At 60.7% G+C, this 19,952-nt stretch carries 13 protein-coding genes; 6 read left to right on the top strand and 7 right to left on the bottom strand.

Going from position 1 to position 19,952, the window contains the following annotated elements; all coding sequences use genetic code 11:
- Positions 1 to 131: 131 nt before the first annotated feature.
- The 5 genes from ACTD9P_RS00320 to ACTD9P_RS00300 form a co-directional block, all read right to left on the bottom strand.
- Positions 132 to 1,298, bottom strand: a complete 1,167-nt coding sequence (locus tag ACTD9P_RS00320; RefSeq protein ID WP_438866245.1) for a zinc-binding metallopeptidase family protein — start codon at positions 1,296 to 1,298, stop codon at positions 132 to 134.
- Positions 1,299 to 1,374: 76 nt separating this feature from the next.
- A complete protein-coding gene (gene ligA, locus ACTD9P_RS00315; RefSeq protein ID WP_438866244.1) occupies positions 1,375 to 3,732 on the bottom strand; it encodes an NAD-dependent DNA ligase LigA in 2,358 nt (785 codons plus the stop codon).
- Positions 3,733 to 3,819: 87 nt separating this feature from the next.
- Positions 3,820 to 4,689, bottom strand: coding sequence for a cell division protein ZipA (gene zipA / locus ACTD9P_RS00310; RefSeq protein WP_017134785.1), 870 nt, complete (start codon positions 4,687 to 4,689; stop codon positions 3,820 to 3,822).
- A 259-nt stretch (positions 4,690 to 4,948) separates the two neighbouring features.
- Entirely contained in the window at positions 4,949 to 8,437 is a 3,489-nt protein-coding gene (smc, locus tag ACTD9P_RS00305; RefSeq protein WP_438866243.1) for a chromosome segregation protein SMC, read from the bottom strand.
- Between the two features lie 2 nt (positions 8,438 to 8,439).
- Complete coding sequence (locus ACTD9P_RS00300; protein WP_438866242.1) at positions 8,440 to 9,099, bottom strand: GntR family transcriptional regulator; 660 nt, start codon at positions 9,097 to 9,099, stop codon at positions 8,440 to 8,442.
- Positions 9,100 to 9,379: 280 nt separating this feature from the next.
- Here ACTD9P_RS00300 and xdhA point away from each other — a divergent pair, with 280 nt between their 5' ends.
- The 4 genes from xdhA to guaD all read left to right on the top strand — a co-directional run bounded on the left by xdhA (position 9,380) and on the right by guaD (position 15,488).
- Positions 9,380 to 10,828, top strand: a complete 1,449-nt coding sequence (gene xdhA, locus ACTD9P_RS00295) for a xanthine dehydrogenase small subunit (RefSeq protein ID WP_438866241.1) — start codon at positions 9,380 to 9,382, stop codon at positions 10,826 to 10,828.
- The gene (gene xdhB / locus ACTD9P_RS00290) at positions 10,821 to 13,208 is read left to right on the top strand and encodes a xanthine dehydrogenase molybdopterin binding subunit (protein ID WP_438866240.1); all 2,388 of its coding nucleotides are present in this window, start codon (positions 10,821 to 10,823) and stop codon (positions 13,206 to 13,208) included. The genes xdhA and xdhB overlap by 8 nt, the downstream gene beginning before the upstream one ends.
- A gap of 120 nt (positions 13,209 to 13,328) precedes the next feature.
- Positions 13,329 to 14,168, top strand: a complete 840-nt coding sequence (gene xdhC, locus ACTD9P_RS00285) for a xanthine dehydrogenase accessory protein XdhC (RefSeq protein WP_438866239.1) — start codon at positions 13,329 to 13,331, stop codon at positions 14,166 to 14,168.
- 15 nt (positions 14,169 to 14,183) lie between these two features.
- The gene (gene guaD, locus ACTD9P_RS00280) at positions 14,184 to 15,488 is read left to right on the top strand and encodes a guanine deaminase (protein WP_438866238.1); all 1,305 of its coding nucleotides are present in this window, start codon (positions 14,184 to 14,186) and stop codon (positions 15,486 to 15,488) included.
- Between the two features lie 139 nt (positions 15,489 to 15,627).
- Here guaD and ACTD9P_RS00275 read toward each other — a convergent pair whose 3' ends face one another.
- The gene (locus ACTD9P_RS00275) at positions 15,628 to 16,392 is read right to left on the bottom strand and encodes a GntR family transcriptional regulator (protein ID WP_003175499.1); all 765 of its coding nucleotides are present in this window, start codon (positions 16,390 to 16,392) and stop codon (positions 15,628 to 15,630) included.
- Between the two features lie 214 nt (positions 16,393 to 16,606).
- Here ACTD9P_RS00275 and ACTD9P_RS00270 point away from each other — a divergent pair, with 214 nt between their 5' ends.
- Positions 16,607 to 17,797: a benzoate/H(+) symporter BenE family transporter gene (locus tag ACTD9P_RS00270; protein WP_438866237.1), complete on the top strand. Its 1,191-nt coding sequence runs from the start codon at positions 16,607 to 16,609 to the stop codon at positions 17,795 to 17,797.
- Positions 17,798 to 17,834: 37 nt separating this feature from the next.
- Here the strand turns inward: ACTD9P_RS00270 and ACTD9P_RS00265 are convergent, their stop codons facing one another.
- Complete coding sequence (locus ACTD9P_RS00265; protein ID WP_438866236.1) at positions 17,835 to 18,179, bottom strand: YggL family protein; 345 nt, start codon at positions 18,177 to 18,179, stop codon at positions 17,835 to 17,837.
- 236 nt (positions 18,180 to 18,415) lie between these two features.
- On the opposite strand from ACTD9P_RS00265, the gene dacB reads away from it, so the two are divergent.
- On the top strand, positions 18,416 to 19,876 hold the full coding sequence (gene dacB / locus ACTD9P_RS00260; RefSeq protein ID WP_438866235.1) for a D-alanyl-D-alanine carboxypeptidase/D-alanyl-D-alanine endopeptidase: 1,461 nt from the start codon (positions 18,416 to 18,418) through the stop codon (positions 19,874 to 19,876).
- The last annotated feature ends 76 nt before the right edge of the window (positions 19,877 to 19,952 follow it).

Here is a 19,952-nt window from a genome sequence, read left to right as displayed (position 1 = left end):
TGTCCATCATCTCGATAACCCGGCAGAACCCTGTGGGAGCCGGGCTTGCCCGCGATTGCGGTGTATCAGTTCAGGTATTCATTGACTGATGCACCGCAATCGCAGGCAAGCCAGCTCCCACATCGGGCAGATTACTGTGCTTGTACGACTTCATCGGCCCTGCCGCCCTCCTCCTGAATCACCAAGTGAATGAAGTGCAGCTTGGCGATCACCGCCGGCGGCAACACAAAGGGGTAGAAATCCGGCTGGCCCATGCTGCGCGACAGTTCGTTAAGCATGCCGGCCAGTTCGATCCAGGCGTTGACGAACGACAGGAACGCCGGGCCGCCAGGGTGTTCGGGGTCGTAGAGCGTGGTCAGCGGGAACGGCTGGTAATCCAGGTCCATCTCGCGGGCGCTCATGCCAAAGCCCAGCGCGGTGTCGACGGCGTCCATCATGTGCAGGTAATGAGCCCAGGTTTCGGCCCAGTCTTCCCAGGGGTGCATGGTCGCGTAGGCGCTGACACAGGTTTGCTGCCAGTCGGGGCGGGGGCCGTTCTGGTAGTGCTGGTCGAGGGCCTCGGCGTAACTGGCGCGATCGTCGCCGAACAGGCGTCGAAACGGTTCAAGCCAATGGCTGCTGGCGATCAGCCGGTCCCAGTAATAATGACCGACTTCGTGGCGAAAGTGGCCGAGCAACGTTCGATACGGCTCGCGCATTTGCACACGGACTTTCTCGCGATGAGCGTCGTCGGCTTCCTTGATATCGAGGGTGATGAGGCCGTTGGCGTGGCCAGTGGTGGGGGCGTTGCCTTGCAGGTCGATGCCGACGAAATCGAAGGCCAGGCCGCTGTCTTCATCAACACTTTTGGGCAGCACTTGCAGGCCCAGGCTGATCAGTTGCGCCACCAACCGGCGCTTGGCGGTTTCCACTTTGCGCCAACGCTCGTGGTTTTCCGGGATCGACAGGTCGGGAATGGTGCGATTAAGGCTACAGGCCACGCACAATGTTGCGGTGCTGTGGGCAGGAATCAGCCAGTTGCAGGCGGCCGGGGTGTCGAGGTTGGCGCAGCGGCGGAAGGCGCCGGCGTCGAGGTTATCGTCTTGCAGCCAAGTGCCTTCGACGGGGCCGGGCTGCAAAGACGACAACCGACTTTGCTGCGGTTGATAGCCCAGCAAGGCCGAGCAGGCCAGGCACTGACTGTTGCGAAAGAACAGCGACTGGCCGCAGCGGCACTGCCAGACCTTGCTGCTGCGCGAGGATCCGGCCATGAACGGTGCGGCGATGCGCGTACTGAGTTGCTCGAAGTAGCGGAACATGGCGATCTCTCCCTGGGTGACCAAGACTAGATCATTTACCGTGAAAGATCGTTCCCACAGAGCGTGGGAACGAGCGTCAGACGGTGATGTTGTGTTTGGCCAGGAAGGCGACAAACGCCTCTTCGTCCAGCACCTTAAGGCCAAGCTCAGTGGCCTTGGCCAGCTTGGAACCCGCGCCCGGCCCGGCGACCACGCAGTGGGTCTTGGCCGAAACAGAACCCGCGACCTTGGCGCCCAGGCTTTCGAGCTTGTCCTTGGCCACGTCGCGGCTCATCAGCTCCAGGGAGCCGGTCAGCACCCAGGTATGCCCCGCTTCCGGCAAGCCTTCGACGACCTTCTTCTCGCTCTGCCAGTGCATGCCGAAGTCTTTGAGCTGCTGCTCGATGGCCAGGGCACGGTTGGCATTGTCCGGGCTATCAAAAAACTCGCGCACCGCCTTGGCCTGCTTCTCGGGCAGCGCCTGGCGCATGTCCAGCCAGTCGGCCTTGATCACGCCTTCGAGGCTTATAAACTTGTCGGCAAGCTTTTGCGCAGCCCCTGGGCCCACGGACGGCACATGCAGCTTGTCGAGCAAGCCGCCCAAGGTAGTGCTGGCGGCGAATTCGGCGCTGAGCTCGCCCTGATCCTGCAACTGCAAGCCGCACTCATCCGGCGACAGCAGCGCACCAATCACGTCCTGGTTGTGGCTGTCTTCAAAGAAACTGTGAATCTCGTGGGCGACTTCCAGGCCCACGTCCGGCAAGTACGTCAGCACTTCGGGCAAGGCCTGCTGCACGCGCTCCAGGGAAGCCAACGAGCGCGCGAGTACCTTGGCGGTCTCTTCGCCAACATCCGGAATGCCCAAGGCGTAGATAAACCGCGCCAGGGTCGGAGTCTTGCTGTTTTCGATGGCTGTGATCAGCTTCTTGCTGGAAATATCGGCGAAGCCTTCCAGGTCGATGATCTGCTCGTACTTGAGTTTGTACAGGTCAGCCGGCGAGCCGATAAGTTTTTCATCCACCAGTTGCTCGATGGTTTTGTCGCCCAGGCCGTCAATGTCCATGGCACGCCGTGAGACGAAATGGATAATCGCCTGCTTGAGCTGCGCGCCACAGGCCAGGCGCCCGACGCAGCGGTACACCGCGCCTTCGCTGACGGTTTCCTTGCCCTTGCTGCGCTTGACCAATTGCGTGCGCTCCACATGGGAGCCGCACACCGGGCAGCTTTCGGGGATCGGCACGGCACGGGCGTTTTCCGGGCGGCGTTCGAGCACCACCGACACGACCTGCGGGATCACATCTCCGGCGCGGCGAATGATCACGGTGTCGCCGATCATCACACCCAGGCGCGCGACTTCGTCCATGTTGTGCAGGGTGGCGTTGGACACCGTTACACCGGCGACCTTGACTGGCTTCAAGCGCGCCACCGGCGTTACCGCGCCGGTGCGGCCGACCTGGAATTCCACGTCGAGCAGTTCGGTCAGCTCTTCCATGGCCGGGAATTTATGCGCAATGGCCCAGCGTGGTTCACGGGCGCGGAAGCCCAACTCCCTCTGGGAAGCAATGCTGTTGACCTTGAACACCACGCCGTCGATCTCATACGGCAGGCTGTTACGCCGCTCGCCGATATCGCGGTAATACGCCAGGCAATCCTGAATCCCTTTGGCCAACTTCAGCTCATGACTGATCGGCATGCCCCACTTCTGCAGTTGCTGCAGGTTGCCGATATGGGTGTCGCTGATGTCAGTGGTCACGCCATAGCAGCAGAACTCCAGCGGACGGCTGGCGGTAATCTTCGAGTCCAACTGGCGCAGGCTGCCGGCGGCGGCGTTACGCGGGTTGGCGAAAGTCTTGCCGCCCACTTCCAGTTGCGAGGCATTGAGGCGCTCGAAGCCGGCCTTGGACATGAACACTTCGCCGCGCACTTCCAGGGTCGCCGGCCAGCCACTGCCGTGCAGTTTCAACGGGATATTACGCACGGTGCGCACGTTGACGCTGATGTCTTCGCCGGTGGTGCCATCGCCACGCGTAGCGCCGCGTACCAGCTCGCCATCCTGATACAGCAGGCTGACCGCCAGGCCGTCCAATTTAGGCTCGCAGCTGTACTCCACCGCTGCCCCGCCGCCAAACAAATCGCCTACCGGCAGGTCAAGACCTTCGGTAACCCGGCGATCAAATTCGAGCATGGTGGTTTCATCAAACGCGTTGCCCAGGCTGAGCATCGGTATCTCGTGCTTGACCTGGGTGAACGCCGAGAGCGCCGCACTGCCGACCCGCTGCGTCGGTGAGTCACGCGTCACCAGCTCCGGGTGCTCGGCTTCCAGCGCCTTTAACTCATGGAATAACCGGTCGTACTCGGCGTCCGGGATGCTTGGCTCATCGAGGACGTGGTAACGGTAGTTGTGCTGATCCAGTTCAGCGCGCAGTTCGAGGATGCGGGTGTGGGCGGCGGTCATGGGTGTTCTCTCATAAAGCAAAAGAGCAGCCGAAGCTGCTCAATATGTTAGTGCGCTTATTCTACTGACAACGCTGAAGACCAATCCTCAGCGTTTCTGTGTCAGGGCGCGACGCTCGAACTCGACGATGCGCTGACGGTAATGCTCGATGGTCTGCGCAGTGAGCACGCTGCGCTGGTCGTCCTTGAGCTCGCCGTTGAGTTCCTGGGACAGTTTGCGCGCGGCAGCCACCATCACATCGAACGCTTGTTTCGGGTGACGCGGGCCTGGCAAACCGAGGAAGAAGCTCACCGCCGGGGTGCTGAACAGGTCGATATCGTCAAGGTCGAAGGTGCCCGGCTTGACCGCGTTGGCCATGGAGAACAGCACTTCGCCGTTGCCGGCCATGCTTTCGTGACGGTGGAAAATATCCATCTCGCCAAAACGCAGGCCGCTTTCAAGGATGTTCTGCAACAGCGCCGGGCCTTTGAAGCCGGCGGCGTCGCGGCAGATCACGCTGATCACCAAGACTTCTTCGGCAGCTGGCTGGTCGTTGACCGATTGGCGCGGCGCACTGGATGCCTTGCCGATATTTTCATCCGGGAAATCGTCGTCGCGGCTGCTGAAGCTCGGGCCTTCATCCACGTCGAGGTTCAGGTCGCCCTGATGTGGCTCGGCCACGGCGGCACTCGCGCGCTTGCCACGCTTGGACGACGGCTCGCGGGCTTCACGCACCGGCGCACTCATCGACGGCAAGTCATGCTCGTCCAGTTGCGGTTCTTTATGGTTGTCCAGCACACGGGGCGGCCCCAGCAGCTCGGCGCTGCCGTCGTCGTCGGGCAAGTTGGACAGGTTGCGGTCCAGACGGAATTTGAGCTTGCCCTTGCCACCGCGCATGCGGCGCCAGCCATCAAAAAGAATACCGGCAATGACAATAATGCCGATGACGATCAGCCACTCGCGCAGACCGATTTCCATGTAATCCCGTGCCTCTAATAAAAAATGCTGAAAAATAAGGGGTTTAGCAACGTCCAAACCGCTTTAAAACGTGGCGCCAACTCTATGTTCTGACTGACGTTTTGCCCACGCATACGAAAATTTGACATTAAACTAGCACGACCAAAGATAACTTTACACCGTCTGTCAAAATGCCTTGAACAAATATGTCCATTTGCCACTTTTGCCAGACCGGTAAATCGCCTTACATCGCCCTACCAAAATCCTTTCCAAGCCCGGCTCAGGATTCAACCATCGCCATCGCTTCTTCGACATCCACCGCCACCAACCGCGAACAACCCGGCTCATGCATCGTCACGCCCATCAACTGATCAGCCATTTCCATGGCGATTTTGTTGTGGGTGATATAGATGAACTGCACGGTCTGGGACATCTCTTTAACCAACCGAGCGTAGCGTCCAACGTTAGCGTCATCCAGCGGCGCGTCAACTTCGTCGAGCATGCAAAACGGCGCGGGGTTCAACTTGAAGATCGCAAATACCAGGGCCAATGCGGTCAGGGCCTTTTCGCCACCGGACAACAAATGGATGGTGCTGTTCTTCTTGCCCGGCGGCCGCGCCATGATCGTCACCCCTGTATCGAGTAGATCTTCGCCCGTCAGTTCCAGGTAGGCGCTGCCTCCACCGAAAACTTTCGGGAATAACGCCTGTAAACCGCCATTAATCTGATCAAAGGTATCTTTGAAGCGATTACGGGTTTCCTTGTCGATCTTGCGAATCACGTTCTCCAGAGTGTCCAACGCTTCCACCAGGTCCGCGTCTTGAGCATCCAGATAACGTTTACGCTCGGACTGTTGCTGGTATTCGTCGATGGCCGCCAAGTTGATCGCGCCCAGGCGCTGGATACGCGCGGCGATGCGGTCAAGTTCTTCTTCGGCGTCTTTTTCGTTGGCCTGGGCGGTCAAGGTAGTGAGCACGCCGTGCAGGTCGTAGCCGTCTTCGAGCAACTGATCTTGCAGGGTCTTGCGGCGCACGGTCAGGGCTTGCCATTCCATGCGTTGCTGTTCGAGTTGGCCGCGAATCAGCTGGGATTGTTGTTCGGCCTGGGTCCGGCGCTTCTCGGCGTCGCGCAGTTCGCGGTCGGCGTCTTCGAGGGCGATCTGCGCGGTCTTGAGCTCTTCGTCGACGGTCATGCGCTTGTCGAGCAACTCTTCGAGTTTGAGGCGCAATTCTTCCAATGGCGCTTCGCCCTCCTCCAGGTTGAGGCTCAGTTGCTCGCGCTTTTCAGTGAGGCGTTCGGACTGCATCTCCAAACGCTCAAGGGCTTGGCGCGTGGAGGTGTGTTGGGCCTGCAACGAGCCCAGGCGCACGGCCAATTGGTGGGCGTGGTCCTTGTGCTGGCGCGCTTCCTGGCGCACACGGTCGAGGCGTTCGCGCAGGCTGTCGCGCTGGGCCAGCAGCAGTTCGCGCTGCTCGGTGTCCAGCGCCATGCTGTCGAGGGCTTCCTGCAAGTGCAGGCGCGCTTCGCCGATCTGTTCGTGTTCGAGGGCGCGCTGCTCGCCCATCTCGGCCACTTCTTCGTCGAGGCGGGTACGGCGCAAGGTCAGTTGCTCGGCCTTGGCCTTGCTCGCCGACAGCTGGGCTTTCAATTCGCCTTGCTGGCGCGCTTCGTCCTGCAACAGGCGGCGCAGGTGTTCACGGCCGGTCTCTTGCTGGCGCTGAGTGGCACGCAAGGTTTGCAGTTCGGTTTCGAGGCTTTCGAGGGTGGCCTCGCGCTCTTCGCGTTCGGCGCTCAGGTTGACGATTTCCTGGCCTCGGGCCAATACGCCACTCTCGGCCTCACTGGCACGACGCACACGCAGGAAGTGCCGGCCCACCCAATAACCGTCTCGGCTGATCAGGCTTTCGCCGGCGCCCAATTGGCCGCGCTGGGCCAGGGCCTGCTCCAATGATTCAACCGGTTTGACCTGGCCCAGCCATGGCGACAGATCAATCGCCGCCTCCACCTTGTCGAGCAAACTGCCCGGCACTCGCGTGCCATCGGCGGCTGGGCTGAGCAAACGCAAATCGCCCTGGGCAAAACCGGCCAGGTCGAAACCGCCAAAATCATCCACCAGTACGGCTTGCAGGTCGGCGCCCAACACGGTCTCGACCGCCAGCTCCCAACCCGCTTCAACTTTTAAGCCTTCGGCCAGGCGCGGGCGCTCGGCCAGGTGCTGGTCGCGCAGCCATTCGGCGGTGCCGGTGCCTGGGTCCAGCGCGGCTTGCTGCAAGGCTTCAAGCGACGCCAGGCGCCCGTTGAGCCGCTGCAAATCGCCCTGGGCCTGCTGCTGGGCCTGGGTCGCCTGTTGCAGTTGCTGACGCAATTGCTCCAGGCGCTCCACTTGTTGTTCTTCGCTGGCCTCCAGCTCCTCCAGGGTCATTTCGCTTTCGGCCAGTTGCTCGCTCAACGCCATGATCGCCGCGTCTTCCGGGTCGGCGGCGAGCAACGCGCGCTCCTCCTGCATGCGGCGCTGGCGTTCAGCCAGGCGCTCCATGCTGGTTTCCAGTTGCTGGATGCGCGATTGCTGCACCTCAGCCTGGCGGCGCGGCTCGGCGGATTTCAGGTTGAACGTGTCCCACTGCTCCTGCCAGCCGTGCATGGTGGTTTCGGATTCTTCGAGGGCGGCGGCGGCCTCTTCGGCGGCGGCGCTGGTGATTTCCTGCTCGGGCGTGAGCATGTCCAGTTCTTCGCCCAGCGTCAGCAGCAAGGTGCGGTCATGGCCCAAGTGCGACTCGGTCTCCAGACGCGCGCGTTCGGCTTCCTTCAAGTCATCCTGCAACTGGCGCAGGCGCTGCTGGCCGTGCTGGATGCTCTGCTCGACCCGGGCAATATCGCCGCCCACCGAGTAGAAACGCCCCTGCACCAGATTGAAGCGCTCGGACAGGTCATGGTGGCCATCACGCAGACGCTCGATGCTGGCGTCGGCATTACGCTGTTCGGCCACCAGCGCTTCAAAGCTGATTTCCTGGGTGCCGATGATCGCTTCGCGCTGGCCGACCTGATCATTCAGCGCCTGCCAGCGCAGGGCCGAGAGCTGCGCCTTGAGCTGGCGCTCCTCGCCCTTGTATTCCTGGTACTTCTCGGCCGCCTGGGCCTGGCGATGCAGGCGCTCAAGTTGACGCTCCAGTTCTTCACGCAGGTCGGTGAGGCGGGCAAGGTTTTCGTGGGTACGGCGGATACGGTTTTCGGTCTCGCGGCGGCGCTCCTTGTACTTGGAGATGCCGGCGGCTTCTTCGATAAAGTTGCGCAGGTCTTCGGGCTTGGCTTCGATCAGCTTGGAGATCATGCCCTGCTCGATGATCGAATAGCTGCGCGGGCCTAAGCCGGTGCCGAGGAAAATATCGGTGATATCGCGTCGACGGCATTTGGTGCCGTTGAGGAAGTAACTGTTCTGGCTGTCGCGCGTCACTTTGCGGCGAATCGAGATTTCCGCGTAGGCCGCGTATTCGCCGATCAAGGTGCCGTCGGAGTTATCGAACACCAGTTCGATGCTGGCCTGGCTCACCGGCTTACGGCTGGTGGAGCCGTTGAAGATGACGTCGGTCATCGACTCGCCACGCAGGTTTTTTGCCGAGCTCTCGCCCATCACCCAACGTACGGCGTCGATGATGTTCGACTTGCCGCAACCATTGGGCCCGACCACCGCCGCCATGTTACTGGGGAAGTTCACCGTGGTCGGGTCGACGAAGGATTTGAACCCCGCCAGTTTGATGCACTTGAGCCGCACCTTTAGGCGTCCGCCAACGCAGCGATGACCAGCGAGCTGCTGCGCTCGCAGTAGGCAGACAGCACTTGGCGGATCTGCGGCAGGTCACGGGCGAGCACCGCCGCGAGCAGTTGCTCGAACAGCGTCAGGTACTCACTCATCTCCGCCTTGCGCTGGTCCAGGGCCAGGTAATAGGCGCGGTTCATCGCCGGCTGCAGGTTTTCGACGGTTTCCTGCAAGTACGGGTTGTTGGCGAAGGGGTACGCGGCGCGCATCACACTGAAGCTTTCTTCGACGAAGGCACGCACGTCCTCACGTTCGAAACTGGTCATCAGGCGTTGCTGGATCTGCAGGAACGGCGCCATATCGGCCTGGACCTTCCAGCCCTCGGCCACCGAATTGCCGAGCAATATGTACAACTCGCCCATCAGCGTGCACAGGCTCTGCACCTTGTGCGCGGTGAGTTCGGTGACGTGGGCGCCACGGCGCGGCAGGATCGCGATCAGGTGGCGGCGCTCGAGGATCAGCAAAGCTTCACGCACGGAGCCACGGCTGACATTGAGTGCCAGCGTGACTTTCTGTTCCTGGATCCGCTCCCCAGGCTTGAGATCGCCGCGAATGATACGTTCGGCGAGGTGGTGAGCAATTTGCTCGGCGAGACTGTCCGGCGCCTTGAACGTCATGTTTTCCCTTCAAAATCTTCTATCGGTACAAGCGCGGCAGTGTAGCGCATTGGCTGGCTGATGGCGCTACGCCCACAGGCGCGAATTTGGCATGAAATAAGCAACGCTGAAAAGCCAAAAGCCAGCAAAAACACCGGTTCCAGAAGCGTGAACCATAATTGAAAGGGTTGTGATCGTAATTTCTTGACCTTCCGGTCAGAAAATCGTTGACCGAAAAGTCAGACATGACTAGATTCGGCGCAAAGCGGTTAACAACAATAATGAGTCTGCGAGGCCTTCCGTGATCCAGTTTTTACTTAACCAGGAACTCCGTAGCGAGCACGCCCTGGACCCCAACCTGACCGTGCTCAACTATTTGCGCGAGCATTTGGGCAAATCCGGTACCAAGGAAGGCTGCGCCAGCGGCGATTGCGGTGCATGCACCGTGGTCGTCGGCGAATTGCACACCGATGATCAAGGCGCGGAGCAGATTCGCTATCGCAGCCTCAATTCCTGCCTGACCTTTGTGTCGTCATTGCACGGCAAACAGCTGATCAGCGTCGAAGACCTCAAGCATCAAGGCCAACTGCACAGCGTGCAGCAAGCCATGGTCGAGTGCCACGGCTCGCAATGCGGCTTTTGCACCCCAGGCTTTGTGATGTCGCTATTTGCCCTGCAAAAGAACAGCGACGCTCCCGACAGCCAAAAAGCCCATGAAGCGCTGGCCGGCAACCTGTGCCGTTGCACCGGTTATCGACCAATTCTGGCGGCTGCCGAACAGGCCTGCTGCAACAAGCCGGTGGATCAGTTCGACAGCCGCCAGGCCGACACCATCGCCCGTCTCAAAGCCATCGCGCCCACGCAAACCGGTGAACTCAACAGCGGCGACAAACGCTGCCTGGTGCCGCTCACCGTGGCCGACCTGGCCGACCTCTACGACGCCTACCCGCAGGCGCGGCTGTTGGCCGGTGGCACTGACCTGGCGCTGGAAGTCACGCAGTTTCACCGCGTGCTGCCAGTAATGATCTACGTCGGCAACATTGAAGAGATGAAGCGCATCGAGTCGTTCGACGACCGCCTGGAAATCGGTGCGGCCACGCCGCTGTCCGATTGCTACAGCGCGCTGCACCACGAGTACCCGGACTTCGGCGACTTGTTGCACCGCTTCGCTTCGCTGCAGATCCGCAACCAGGGCACGCTGGGCGGCAATATCGGCAATGCCTCGCCCATCGGCGATTCGCCACCACTGCTGATCGCGCTCGGCGCGCAGATCGTGCTGTGCAAGGGCGACACCCGTCGCACCCTGGCGCTGGAGGATTACTTCATCGACTACCGCGTCACTGCGCGCCAGGACAGTGAGTTTATCGAGAAGATCATCGTGCCCAAGGGCCACACGCTGTTCCGCGCCTACAAGGTGTCCAAGCGCCTGGACGATGATATTTCCGCCGTCTGCGCGGCCTTCAACCTGAAGCTCGACAACGGTGTGATCAGCGACGCCCGCGTGGCATTTGGCGGCATGGCTGCCACGCCCAAACGCGCGAAAAGCTGCGAAACCGTACTGGTCGGTGCCACCTGGAACGCCGCCACGGTGGAGAAAGCCTGTGCCGCCCTCGCCCAGGATTTCACCCCGCTGTCAGACTTCCGCGCCAGCAAGGAATACCGCCTGCTCAGCGCGCAGAACCTGCTGCGCAAATACTTCATCGAACTGCAAACACCGCACATCGAGACTCGGGTGACCGCTTATGTCTAACCATCACGCCGTCGTTAAAACCCAGGCCGAACTCGCCGAGCTGTTTGCCCAGGACCTGACCTCCGGGGTCGGCCGCAGCGTCAAGCATGACAGCGCCGCCAAGCATGTCAGCGGTGAAGCACAGTACATCGATGATCGCCTGGAGTTTCCTAACCAGTTGCACCTGTATGCGCGCATGTCCGACCGCGCCCATGCGCGCATCATCAGCATCGACACCGCGCCCTGCTACGCCTTTGACGGCGTGCGCATCGCCATCACCCACGAAGATGTGCCGGGCCTTAAAGACATCGGCCCGCTGATGCCCGGCGACCCGTTGCTGGCCATCGACACCGTGCAGTTTGTCGGCCAAGTGGTGTTGGCCGTTGCCGCCCGCGACCTGGAAACCGCACGCAAAGCGGCCATGGCGGCGGTGATCGAATACGAAGACCTGGAACCGGTGCTGGATGTGGTGGAGGCCTTTCGCAACAAACACTTTGTACTCGACAGCCACACCCACCAGCGCGGTGATTCCGCCGGTGCGCTGGCCACCGCGAAAAACCGTATCCAGGGCACCCTGCATATCGGCGGCCAGGAACACTTCTACCTGGAAACCCAGATTTCCTCGGTAATGCCCACCGAAGACGGCGGCATGATCGTCTACTGCTCCACGCAAAACCCCACCGAAGTGCAAAAGCTGGTGGCCGAAGTGCTCGACGTGTCGATGAACAAAATCGTCGTGGACATGCGCCGCATGGGCGGTGGCTTTGGCGGCAAGGAAACCCAGGCCGCAAGCCCCGCGTGCTTGTGCGCGGTGGTCGCGCGCCTGACCGGCCAGCCGACCAAGATGCGCCTGCCGCGTGTGGAGGACATGCTGATGACCGGCAAGCGCCACCCGTTCTATATCGAATACGACGTGGGCTTTGACGACAACGGCCGCCTGCACGGCATCAATCTGGACCTGGCAGGTAACTGCGGCTGTTCGCCGGACCTGTCCAACTCGATTGTCGACCGCGCCATGTTCCACTCCGACAACTCGTATTACCTGGGCGACGCCACGGTCAACGGCCATCGCTGCAAGACCAACACCGCGTCCAACACCGCGTATCGCGGCTTTGGCGGCCCGCAAGGCATGGTCGCCATCGAAGAAGTCATGGATGCGATCGCGCGCCATTTGGCACTGGACCCGTTGGCGGTGCGCAAGGTCAATTACTACGGCAAGACCGAACGCAACGTCACCCACTACTACCAGACTGTCGAGCACAACATGCTCGAAGAAATGACCGCCGAGCTTGAGGCCAGCAGCCAATACGCCGAGCGCCGCGAGGCGGTCCGCCTGTACAACGCCCACAGCCCGATACTGAAAAAAGGCCTGGCGCTGACGCCGGTGAAATTCGGTATTTCGTTCACGGCAAGCTTTCTGAACCAGGCCGGTGCCCTGATCCACATTTACACCGACGGCAGCATCCACCTGAACCACGGCGGCACCGAGATGGGCCAGGGCTTGAACATCAAGGTCGCGCAGGTGGTGGCTGAAATATTCCAGGTCGAGATCGACCGCGTTCAGATCACTGCCACCAACACCGACAAGGTGCCCAACACCTCACCGACCGCCGCCTCCAGCGGTGCCGACTTGAACGGCAAGGCCGCGCAGAACGCTGCCGAAACCATCAAGCAACGCCTGGTGGAATTTGCCGCGCGCAAGTACGACGTGAGTGAAGCGGACGTGGAATTCCACAATGGCCACGTGCGCGTGCGCGATCAGATCCTGACGTTTGAGGCGCTGATACAGCAGGCGTATTTCGCCCAGGTTTCACTGTCGAGCACCGGCTTTTACAAGACCCCGAAAATCTTTTACGACCGCAGCCAGGCGCGGGGTCGGCCGTTCTACTACTTCGCGTTCGGCGCGGCCTGCTGCGAGGTGATCGTCGACACCCTGACCGGCGAATACAAGATGCTGCGCACCGACATCCTTCACGATGTGGGCGCCTCGCTGAACCCGGCCATCGACATCGGCCAGGTCGAAGGCGGCTTTATCCAGGGCATGGGCTGGCTGACCATGGAAGAGCTGGTATGGAACAACAAGGGCAAGCTGATGACCAACGGCCCGGCCAGTTACAAGATCCCGGCCGTGGCGGACATGCCACTGGATTTGCGCGTGAAACTGGTGGAAAACCGCAAGAACCCGGAAGACACGGTGTTCCATTCCAAGGCCGTGGGCGAGCCGCCGTTCATGCTCGGGATCGCTTCGTGGTGTGCGATCAAGGATGCCGTGGCGAGCCTGGGTGACTATCGCCATCAACCGAGAATTGATGCACCGGCGACGCCGGAGCGGGTGTTGTGGGGCTGTGAGCAGATGCGGCAGTTGAGCACTGCAAAAGCTGTTGAGACTGAACTGGCTTGATCGTTCCCACGCTCTGCGTGGGGATGCCGCCCTGGACGCTCTGCGTCCGCTCTTGTGACGCAGAGCGTCACGGTATGCATTCCCACGCGGAGCGTGGGAACGATCTGACTGGAGGTGACTATGAACAACTGGATCAGCGCCCTCGCCGACCTGCAGAACCAGGGTGAACCCTGCGTGCTGGTGACCATCATCGAAGAGCTCGGCTCCACGCCGCGCAATGCTGGCTCAAAAATGGTGATCAGCGCCGCTCACACCTTCGACACCATCGGCGGCGGGCACCTGGAATACAAGGCCATGCAGATTGCCCGCGACATGCTGGTGCGCGGCCAGCAAAATACGCACCTGGAGCGCTTCAGCCTCGGCGCCAGCCTGGGCCAGTGCTGCGGCGGCGTGACGGTGTTGCTGTTCGAACCCATGGGCCAGGTGCAGGCGCAGATCGCGGTATTTGGCGCCGGCCATGTCGGCCGCGCGCTGGTGCCGTTGTTGGCAAGCCTACCGTGCCGGGTGCGCTGGATTGATTCGCGTGATCAGGAGTTTCCGGAACACATCCCTCAGGGCGTGCGTAAAATCGTCAGCGAAGAGCCGGTCGACGAAATTGCCGACCTGCCGGTGGGCAGCTACTGCATCGTGATGACCCACAATCATGCGCTGGACCTGGAACTGACTGCCGCGTTGCTCAAGCGCAATGACTTTGCCTATTTCGGCCTGATTGGCTCAAAGACCAAGCGGGTCAAGTTCGAACACCGTCTGCGTGATCGCGGCTTCGACACCGCGCAACTGCAACGCATGCGCTGCCCCATGGGCCTCACCGAGGTGAAGGGCAAACTGCCGGTGGAGATCGCCATCTCCATCGCCGGCGAAATCATCGCCACCTATAACGCGAATTTCGGCCAGCACAGTGCGAGCGCCGAACCTATTGCCAAACTGCTGCCGGTTTCGCGCCGCAGCCAAGCTATCTAAACCATTGAGATCACCATGCCTTTGACTCGCAAAGCCTACCGTGCCGCCATTTTGCACAGCATCGCCGACCCCGCCGAAGTGGGGATCGAAGCCTCTTATGAGTACTTCGAAGACGGCCTGTTGGTCATCGATAACGGCCAGATCAGCGCCCTGGGCCACGCCAGCGATTTGCTGCCGACCCTGCCCGCCGACATCGACGTGAGCCATTATCAGGATGCGCTGATTACGCCTGGCTTGATCGACACCCATATCCACCTGCCGCAAACCGGCATGGTCGGTGCCTATGGCGAGCAGTTGCTGGACTGGCTCAACACCTACACCTTCCCGTGTGAAAGCCAGTTCGCCGACAAGGCCCACGCCGAAGAAGTCGCGGACATCTTCATCAAGGAGTTGCTGCGCAACGGCACCACCACCGCATTGGTGTTCGGCAGCGTGCACCCGCAGTCAGTGAACGCGTTCTTTGAAGCGGCCGAGAAACTCGACCTGCGCATGATCGCCGGCAAGGTGATGATGGACCGTAATGCGCCGGACTACCTGACCGACACCGCCGAATCCGGCTACCAGGAGAGCAAGGCGCTGATCGAACGCTGGCACGGCAAGGGCCGCTTGCACTATGCCGTCACGCCACGTTTTGCGCCGACCAGCACCCCGGAGCAACTGGCGCTGGCCGGGCAACTGCTGGGCGAATATCCGGACCTGTACATGCAGACGCACATCAGTGAGAACAAGCAGGAAGTCGAGTGGGTAAAAGAGCTGTTCCCGGAGCGCAACGGCTACCTGGACGTGTACGACCATTACAAGCTGCTGGGCGAGCGCTCGGTGTTTGCCCACGGCGTACACCTGTGTGATGACGAGTGCGCACGGCTGGCCGAAACGGGCTCGGCCGTGGCGTTCTGCCCTACCTCGAACCTCTTCCTTGGCAGTGGCTTGTTCAACTTGCCGATGGCCGAGAAGCACAAGTTGAATGTCGGCTTGGGCACTGACGTGGGCGGTGGCACCAGCTTCTCGCTGCTGCAAACCCTGAATGAAGCCTACAAGGTCATGCAACTGCAGGGCGCGCGCTTGAGCCCGTTCAAGTCGCTGTACCTGGCCACCTTGGGCGGTGCGCGGGCGCTGCGCCTGGAAGACAGGATCGGCACGTTGCAACCGGGCACGGATGCGGACTTCCTGGTGCTGGACTACAACGCAACGCCGCTGCTCAGCTATCGCTTGAAGCAGGCCAATAACATTGCCGAGACGTTGTTTGTGTTGATGACGCTGGGGGATGACCGGACGGTGTTGCAAACATATGCAGCGGGTCAGTTGGTGCACCAGCGCTAATTTCACAGCCAGCAAAAATCAATGTGGGAGCGGGCTTGCTCTCGAATACGGTGGATCAGTCACTACATCTGGTGACTGACACTCCGTATTCGCGAGCAAGCCCGCTCCCACATTTTTAGTCCCAGGCGAACCTGGAAAATTACAGTTTGACCGAAGAACGCCCTGGCTTCTTGGTCTGCAACAAATGCGAGAACACCGCGTGCAAATCATCCGACGCACTTTCTTCGTCGAGGTTGAGCTTGCTGTCGATGTGATCCATGTGGTGCATCATCAAATTCACTGCCAGTGCCGCATCGCGGGCTTCGATCGCATCGATCAGTTGGGTGTGCTCATCATAGGAACAGTGCGAGCGGTTGCCGCTTTCGTACTGGGCGATGATCAACGAGGTTTGTGACACCAGGCTGCGCTGGAAGCTGATCAGCGGCGCATTCTTCGCCGCTTCGGCAAGCTTCAAGTGGAACTCGCCGGAAAGACGGATACCGGCACCACGATCGCCGCGTGAGAAACTGTCGCGCTCGTCGTTGACCATCTGGCGCAGTTCGGCCAATTGCTCGGCGGTGGCGTGCTGCACCGCAAGCTCAGTGATCGCTCGCTCCACCAGCCGCCGGGCAAGGAATACCTGGCGCGCTTCTTCTACACTCGGGCTTGCCACCACCGCACCACGATTGGGCCGCAGCAGCACCACGCCTTCATGGGCCAGGCGCGACAGCGCGCGACGGATGATGGTGCGGCTGACGCCGAAGATTTCGCCCAGTGCTTCTTCACTCAATTTGGTTCCGGGCGCCAGGCGTTGTTCGAGGATGGCCTCGAAGATATGCGCATAGACAATATCGTCCTGGGTTCCGCTGCGACCAGCCTTGCCGGCTCGCGGTTGTTTCTTGAGAGGTTGCAACTGTTCGTTCATGGGCACTCGGGTTTAGAGAACGGCGGCGAATTAACGGTAATACGTCAACAGCGTGTCGCTGGCAAGTATCACCTAAAAACAGGGCACATTGTACACAACCCAGTGCGCCAACACACTGTACGGCTATTTGCGGCGGCGGCTGTATTGCAATGAGTGGTTACGTTTGAGTTTAGGCTTGAATTCGCTTTTTCCCAGGTAAAAGGAACACCTCTCCATGACCGACGCCACTCAAGCGCCCTTGCGCCCATTGGCCGACACTTCTGCGTCGGCCGTCGTCGCCGGCTTCATCGCCATGATGACCGGCTACACCAGCTCGCTGGTATTGATGTTCCAGGCCGGTCAGGCCGCCGGTTTGACCACGGCGCAGATTTCTTCGTGGATCTGGGCGATCTCCATCGGCATGGCGGTGTGCAGCATTGGCCTGTCGTTACGCTATCGCACGCCGATCACCATTGCCTGGTCCACGCCCGGCGCCGCGCTGCTGATCACCAGCCTGGGCGGTGTGAGTTACGGCGAGGCTATCGGCGCGTATATCACCTGCGCCGTGCTGGTCACGCTCTGCGGGCTGACCGGCAGCTTTGAAAAACTGGTCAAGCGCATTCCCGCCTCGTTGGCGGCAGCGCTGCTGGCGGGGATTCTGTTCAAGATCGGCAGCGAGATTTTCGTCGCCGCGCAACATCGCACCGGGCTGGTGCTGGGGATGTTTTTCACCTACCTGATCATCAAGCGCCTGTCGCCGCGTTATGCCGTGCTGGCTGCATTGGTGATCGGCACCCTGTTGTCGGGGCTGATGGGCTTGCTGGACTTCAGCGGTTTTCACCTGGAAGTGGCCACACCGGTGTGGACCACGCCGCAGTTCTCGCTCGCGGCGACCATCAGCATCGGCATCCCGCTGTTCGTAGTGGCCATGACCTCGCAAAACATGCCCGGCGTCGCCGTGCTGCGCGCCGACGGCTACACCGTACCCGCCTCGCCGTTGATTACCGCCACTGGCCTGGCCTCGCTGGTGCTGGCGCCGTTTGGCTCCCACGGCATCAACCTGGCGGCCATCAGCGCGGCGATCTGCACCGGGCCACACGCCCATGAAGACCGTAACAAGCGCTACACCGCGGCCGTCTGGTGCGGGGTGTTCTACGGGATTGCCGGGGTATTTGGCGCCACATTGGCAGCCTTGTTCGCAGCCTTGCCAAAAGAACTGGTGCTGTCGATTGCAGCGCTGGCGTTGTTTGGCTCGATCATCAATGGCTTGAGTATCGCCATGAATGAGCCCAAGGAGCGGGAAGCGGCGCTGATCACCTTTATGGTCACCGCGTCTGGCTTGACGCTGTTTTCCATCGGCTCGGCGTTCTGGGGGATTGTGGCGGGGGTGCTGACGCTGCTGATTCTGAACTGGCGCAAGGCATAAAAAAACGGCGACCCGAGGGTCGCCGTTTTTTTCAGTATCACTTAGCCGCGTTGATCGGCTTTTCCGGATACCACACGTCCAGCAGTGGGCTGACTTCAGCGCTTTTCAGTTCGCTGCGGCCTTTGAGCCAGCTTTCAACAGCTGCACGTTGCTCTTCATTGACCGAGCCACGCTTCTGCAGGCAAACCAGACCGAAGTCATCGCCGCCGACATAGCCCAGACCGTTGGCTTCCATGGCTTCTTTGATGAATGCTTCGAGGAAAGCATCGGTAGCTTCTTCACTCAGGTCTTCTTTGAAGTCCAGGTTCAGCTCGAAACCCAGCTCTTGAAATTCATCAACGCACAGTTTTTTGCGCAGACGCCGGGAACGGTTAGTCGCCATTGAAACAATCCTCTTAAGTAATAACGGCCGGCACTTTAGCAGTTTAGGGCGACCTTTGCCCGACTCTCTGGGACGGACGGCCGTTGGTCTGCAAAAAAACCCGTAATACCGGCTATGGTTCAGCTACAACTGGATGCACCTTGGGGCATAATGCCGACACTTTCGTGACCAATGAGGGATTTTCTTCCATACCCCTCGCCTTTTTCACCCTTCTCAGCAGTAGGGTTCTACTTCTTATGATCAATTCTTTTCGTTCAGTGTTACTTGCCGGGTTTCTTCTACCACTGGCCTTTTCCGTCAACGCCGCCCCGATCAACAACACCCTGCCGCCGAATGTTCAGCAGGCGCTGCAGAAAGCCAAAATACCCAATACTTCGCTGTCCCTGGTGATGCTGCCGCTGACCGGGCCCGGCACGCCGACCGTATTCAACGCGGATGTCTCGGTAAACCCGGCGTCTACCATGAAGCTGGTCACCACCTACGCGGCCCTGGAAATGCTCGGCCCCAACCACCAGTGGAAGACCGAGTTCTACACCGACGGCCCCCTCAGCGGTGGCGTGTTGCGCGGCAACCTTTACCTCAAGGGTGGCGGTGACCCCAAGCTGAACATGGAAAAACTCTGGCTGTTGATGCGCGACCTGCGCGCCAATGGCGTGCAGCAAGTTACCGGCGATCTGGTGCTGGACCGCAGCTTCTTCAACCAGCCGCAATTGCCTGAATTCAATGACGACGGTAACGACGAGAACAAACCGTTCCTGGTCAAGCCCGACGCCCTGCTGGTCAACCTCAAGGCTCTGCGTTTTGTCACCCGCAATGACGCTGGCCGAGTGATCGTTTCGGTCGAGCCGCCGATTGCGAGCATCCGCATCGACAACCAGGTCAAAGTCTCCAACGCCAAACAGTGCACCGGCGATGTGCGCTACAGCCCGGTCACCGCCGCCGATGGCAGCGTCACCGTGACCGTCAGTGGCCAGTTGGGTGATGGGTGCAGCTCGCAGACCTACCTGTCGCTGCTCGACCACGCCACCTACACCGCCGGCGCCGTGCGCGCGATCTGGCAGGAGTTGGGTGGCACCATCCAGGGCCGTGATATCCAGGCGCCAGTGCCCAAGGACGCTAAAGTGCTGGCCCGTGCATTCTCGCCGGACCTGGCCGAGATCATCCGCGACATCAACAAATACAGTAACAACACCATGGCCCAGCAGTTGTTCCTGAGCCTGGGCGCGCAGTTCCGTAACGACGCCGATGGCGACGATGCCAAGGCTGCGCAACGCGTGGTACGCCAGTGGCTGGCGAAAAAAGGCATCACCGCGCCGCACCTGGTGATGGAAAACGGCTCCGGCCTGTCCCGCGCCGAACGTGTCAGCGCCCGCGAGATGGCGGCCATGCTGCAAGCCGCGTGGAAAGGCCCGTATGCGGCGGAATACATCAGTTCGCTGCCGATTGCCGGCACTGACGGCACCATGCGCAAGCGCCTGAAAACCACGGCCCTGCGCGGCGAGGCTCACGTCAAGACCGGCACCTTGAACACCGTGCGCGCCATTGCCGGGTTCAGCCGCGACAACAACGGCAACACCTGGGTAGTGGTGGCGATCCTCAACGATTCGAAGCCATGGGGCGCGTCGTCGGTGCTCGATCAGGTGCTGCTGGACCTGTATCGCCAGCCGAAGCTGACAGCCGCGGCGCCCGTCTTGTAACTGATCGTTAACTGATCGTTCCCATGCTCCGCGTGGGAACGCAGCCTGGGACGCTCTGCGTCCCAAAGCGTGACGC

The sequence above is a fragment of the Pseudomonas onubensis genome (assembly GCF_965653655.1).
In the GTDB taxonomy this organism is placed as follows: Bacteria; Pseudomonadota; Gammaproteobacteria; order Pseudomonadales; family Pseudomonadaceae; genus Aquipseudomonas.
Note: the sequence above shows the minus strand (reverse complement) of the source record. Positions and strands in the feature narration are given on the sequence as shown.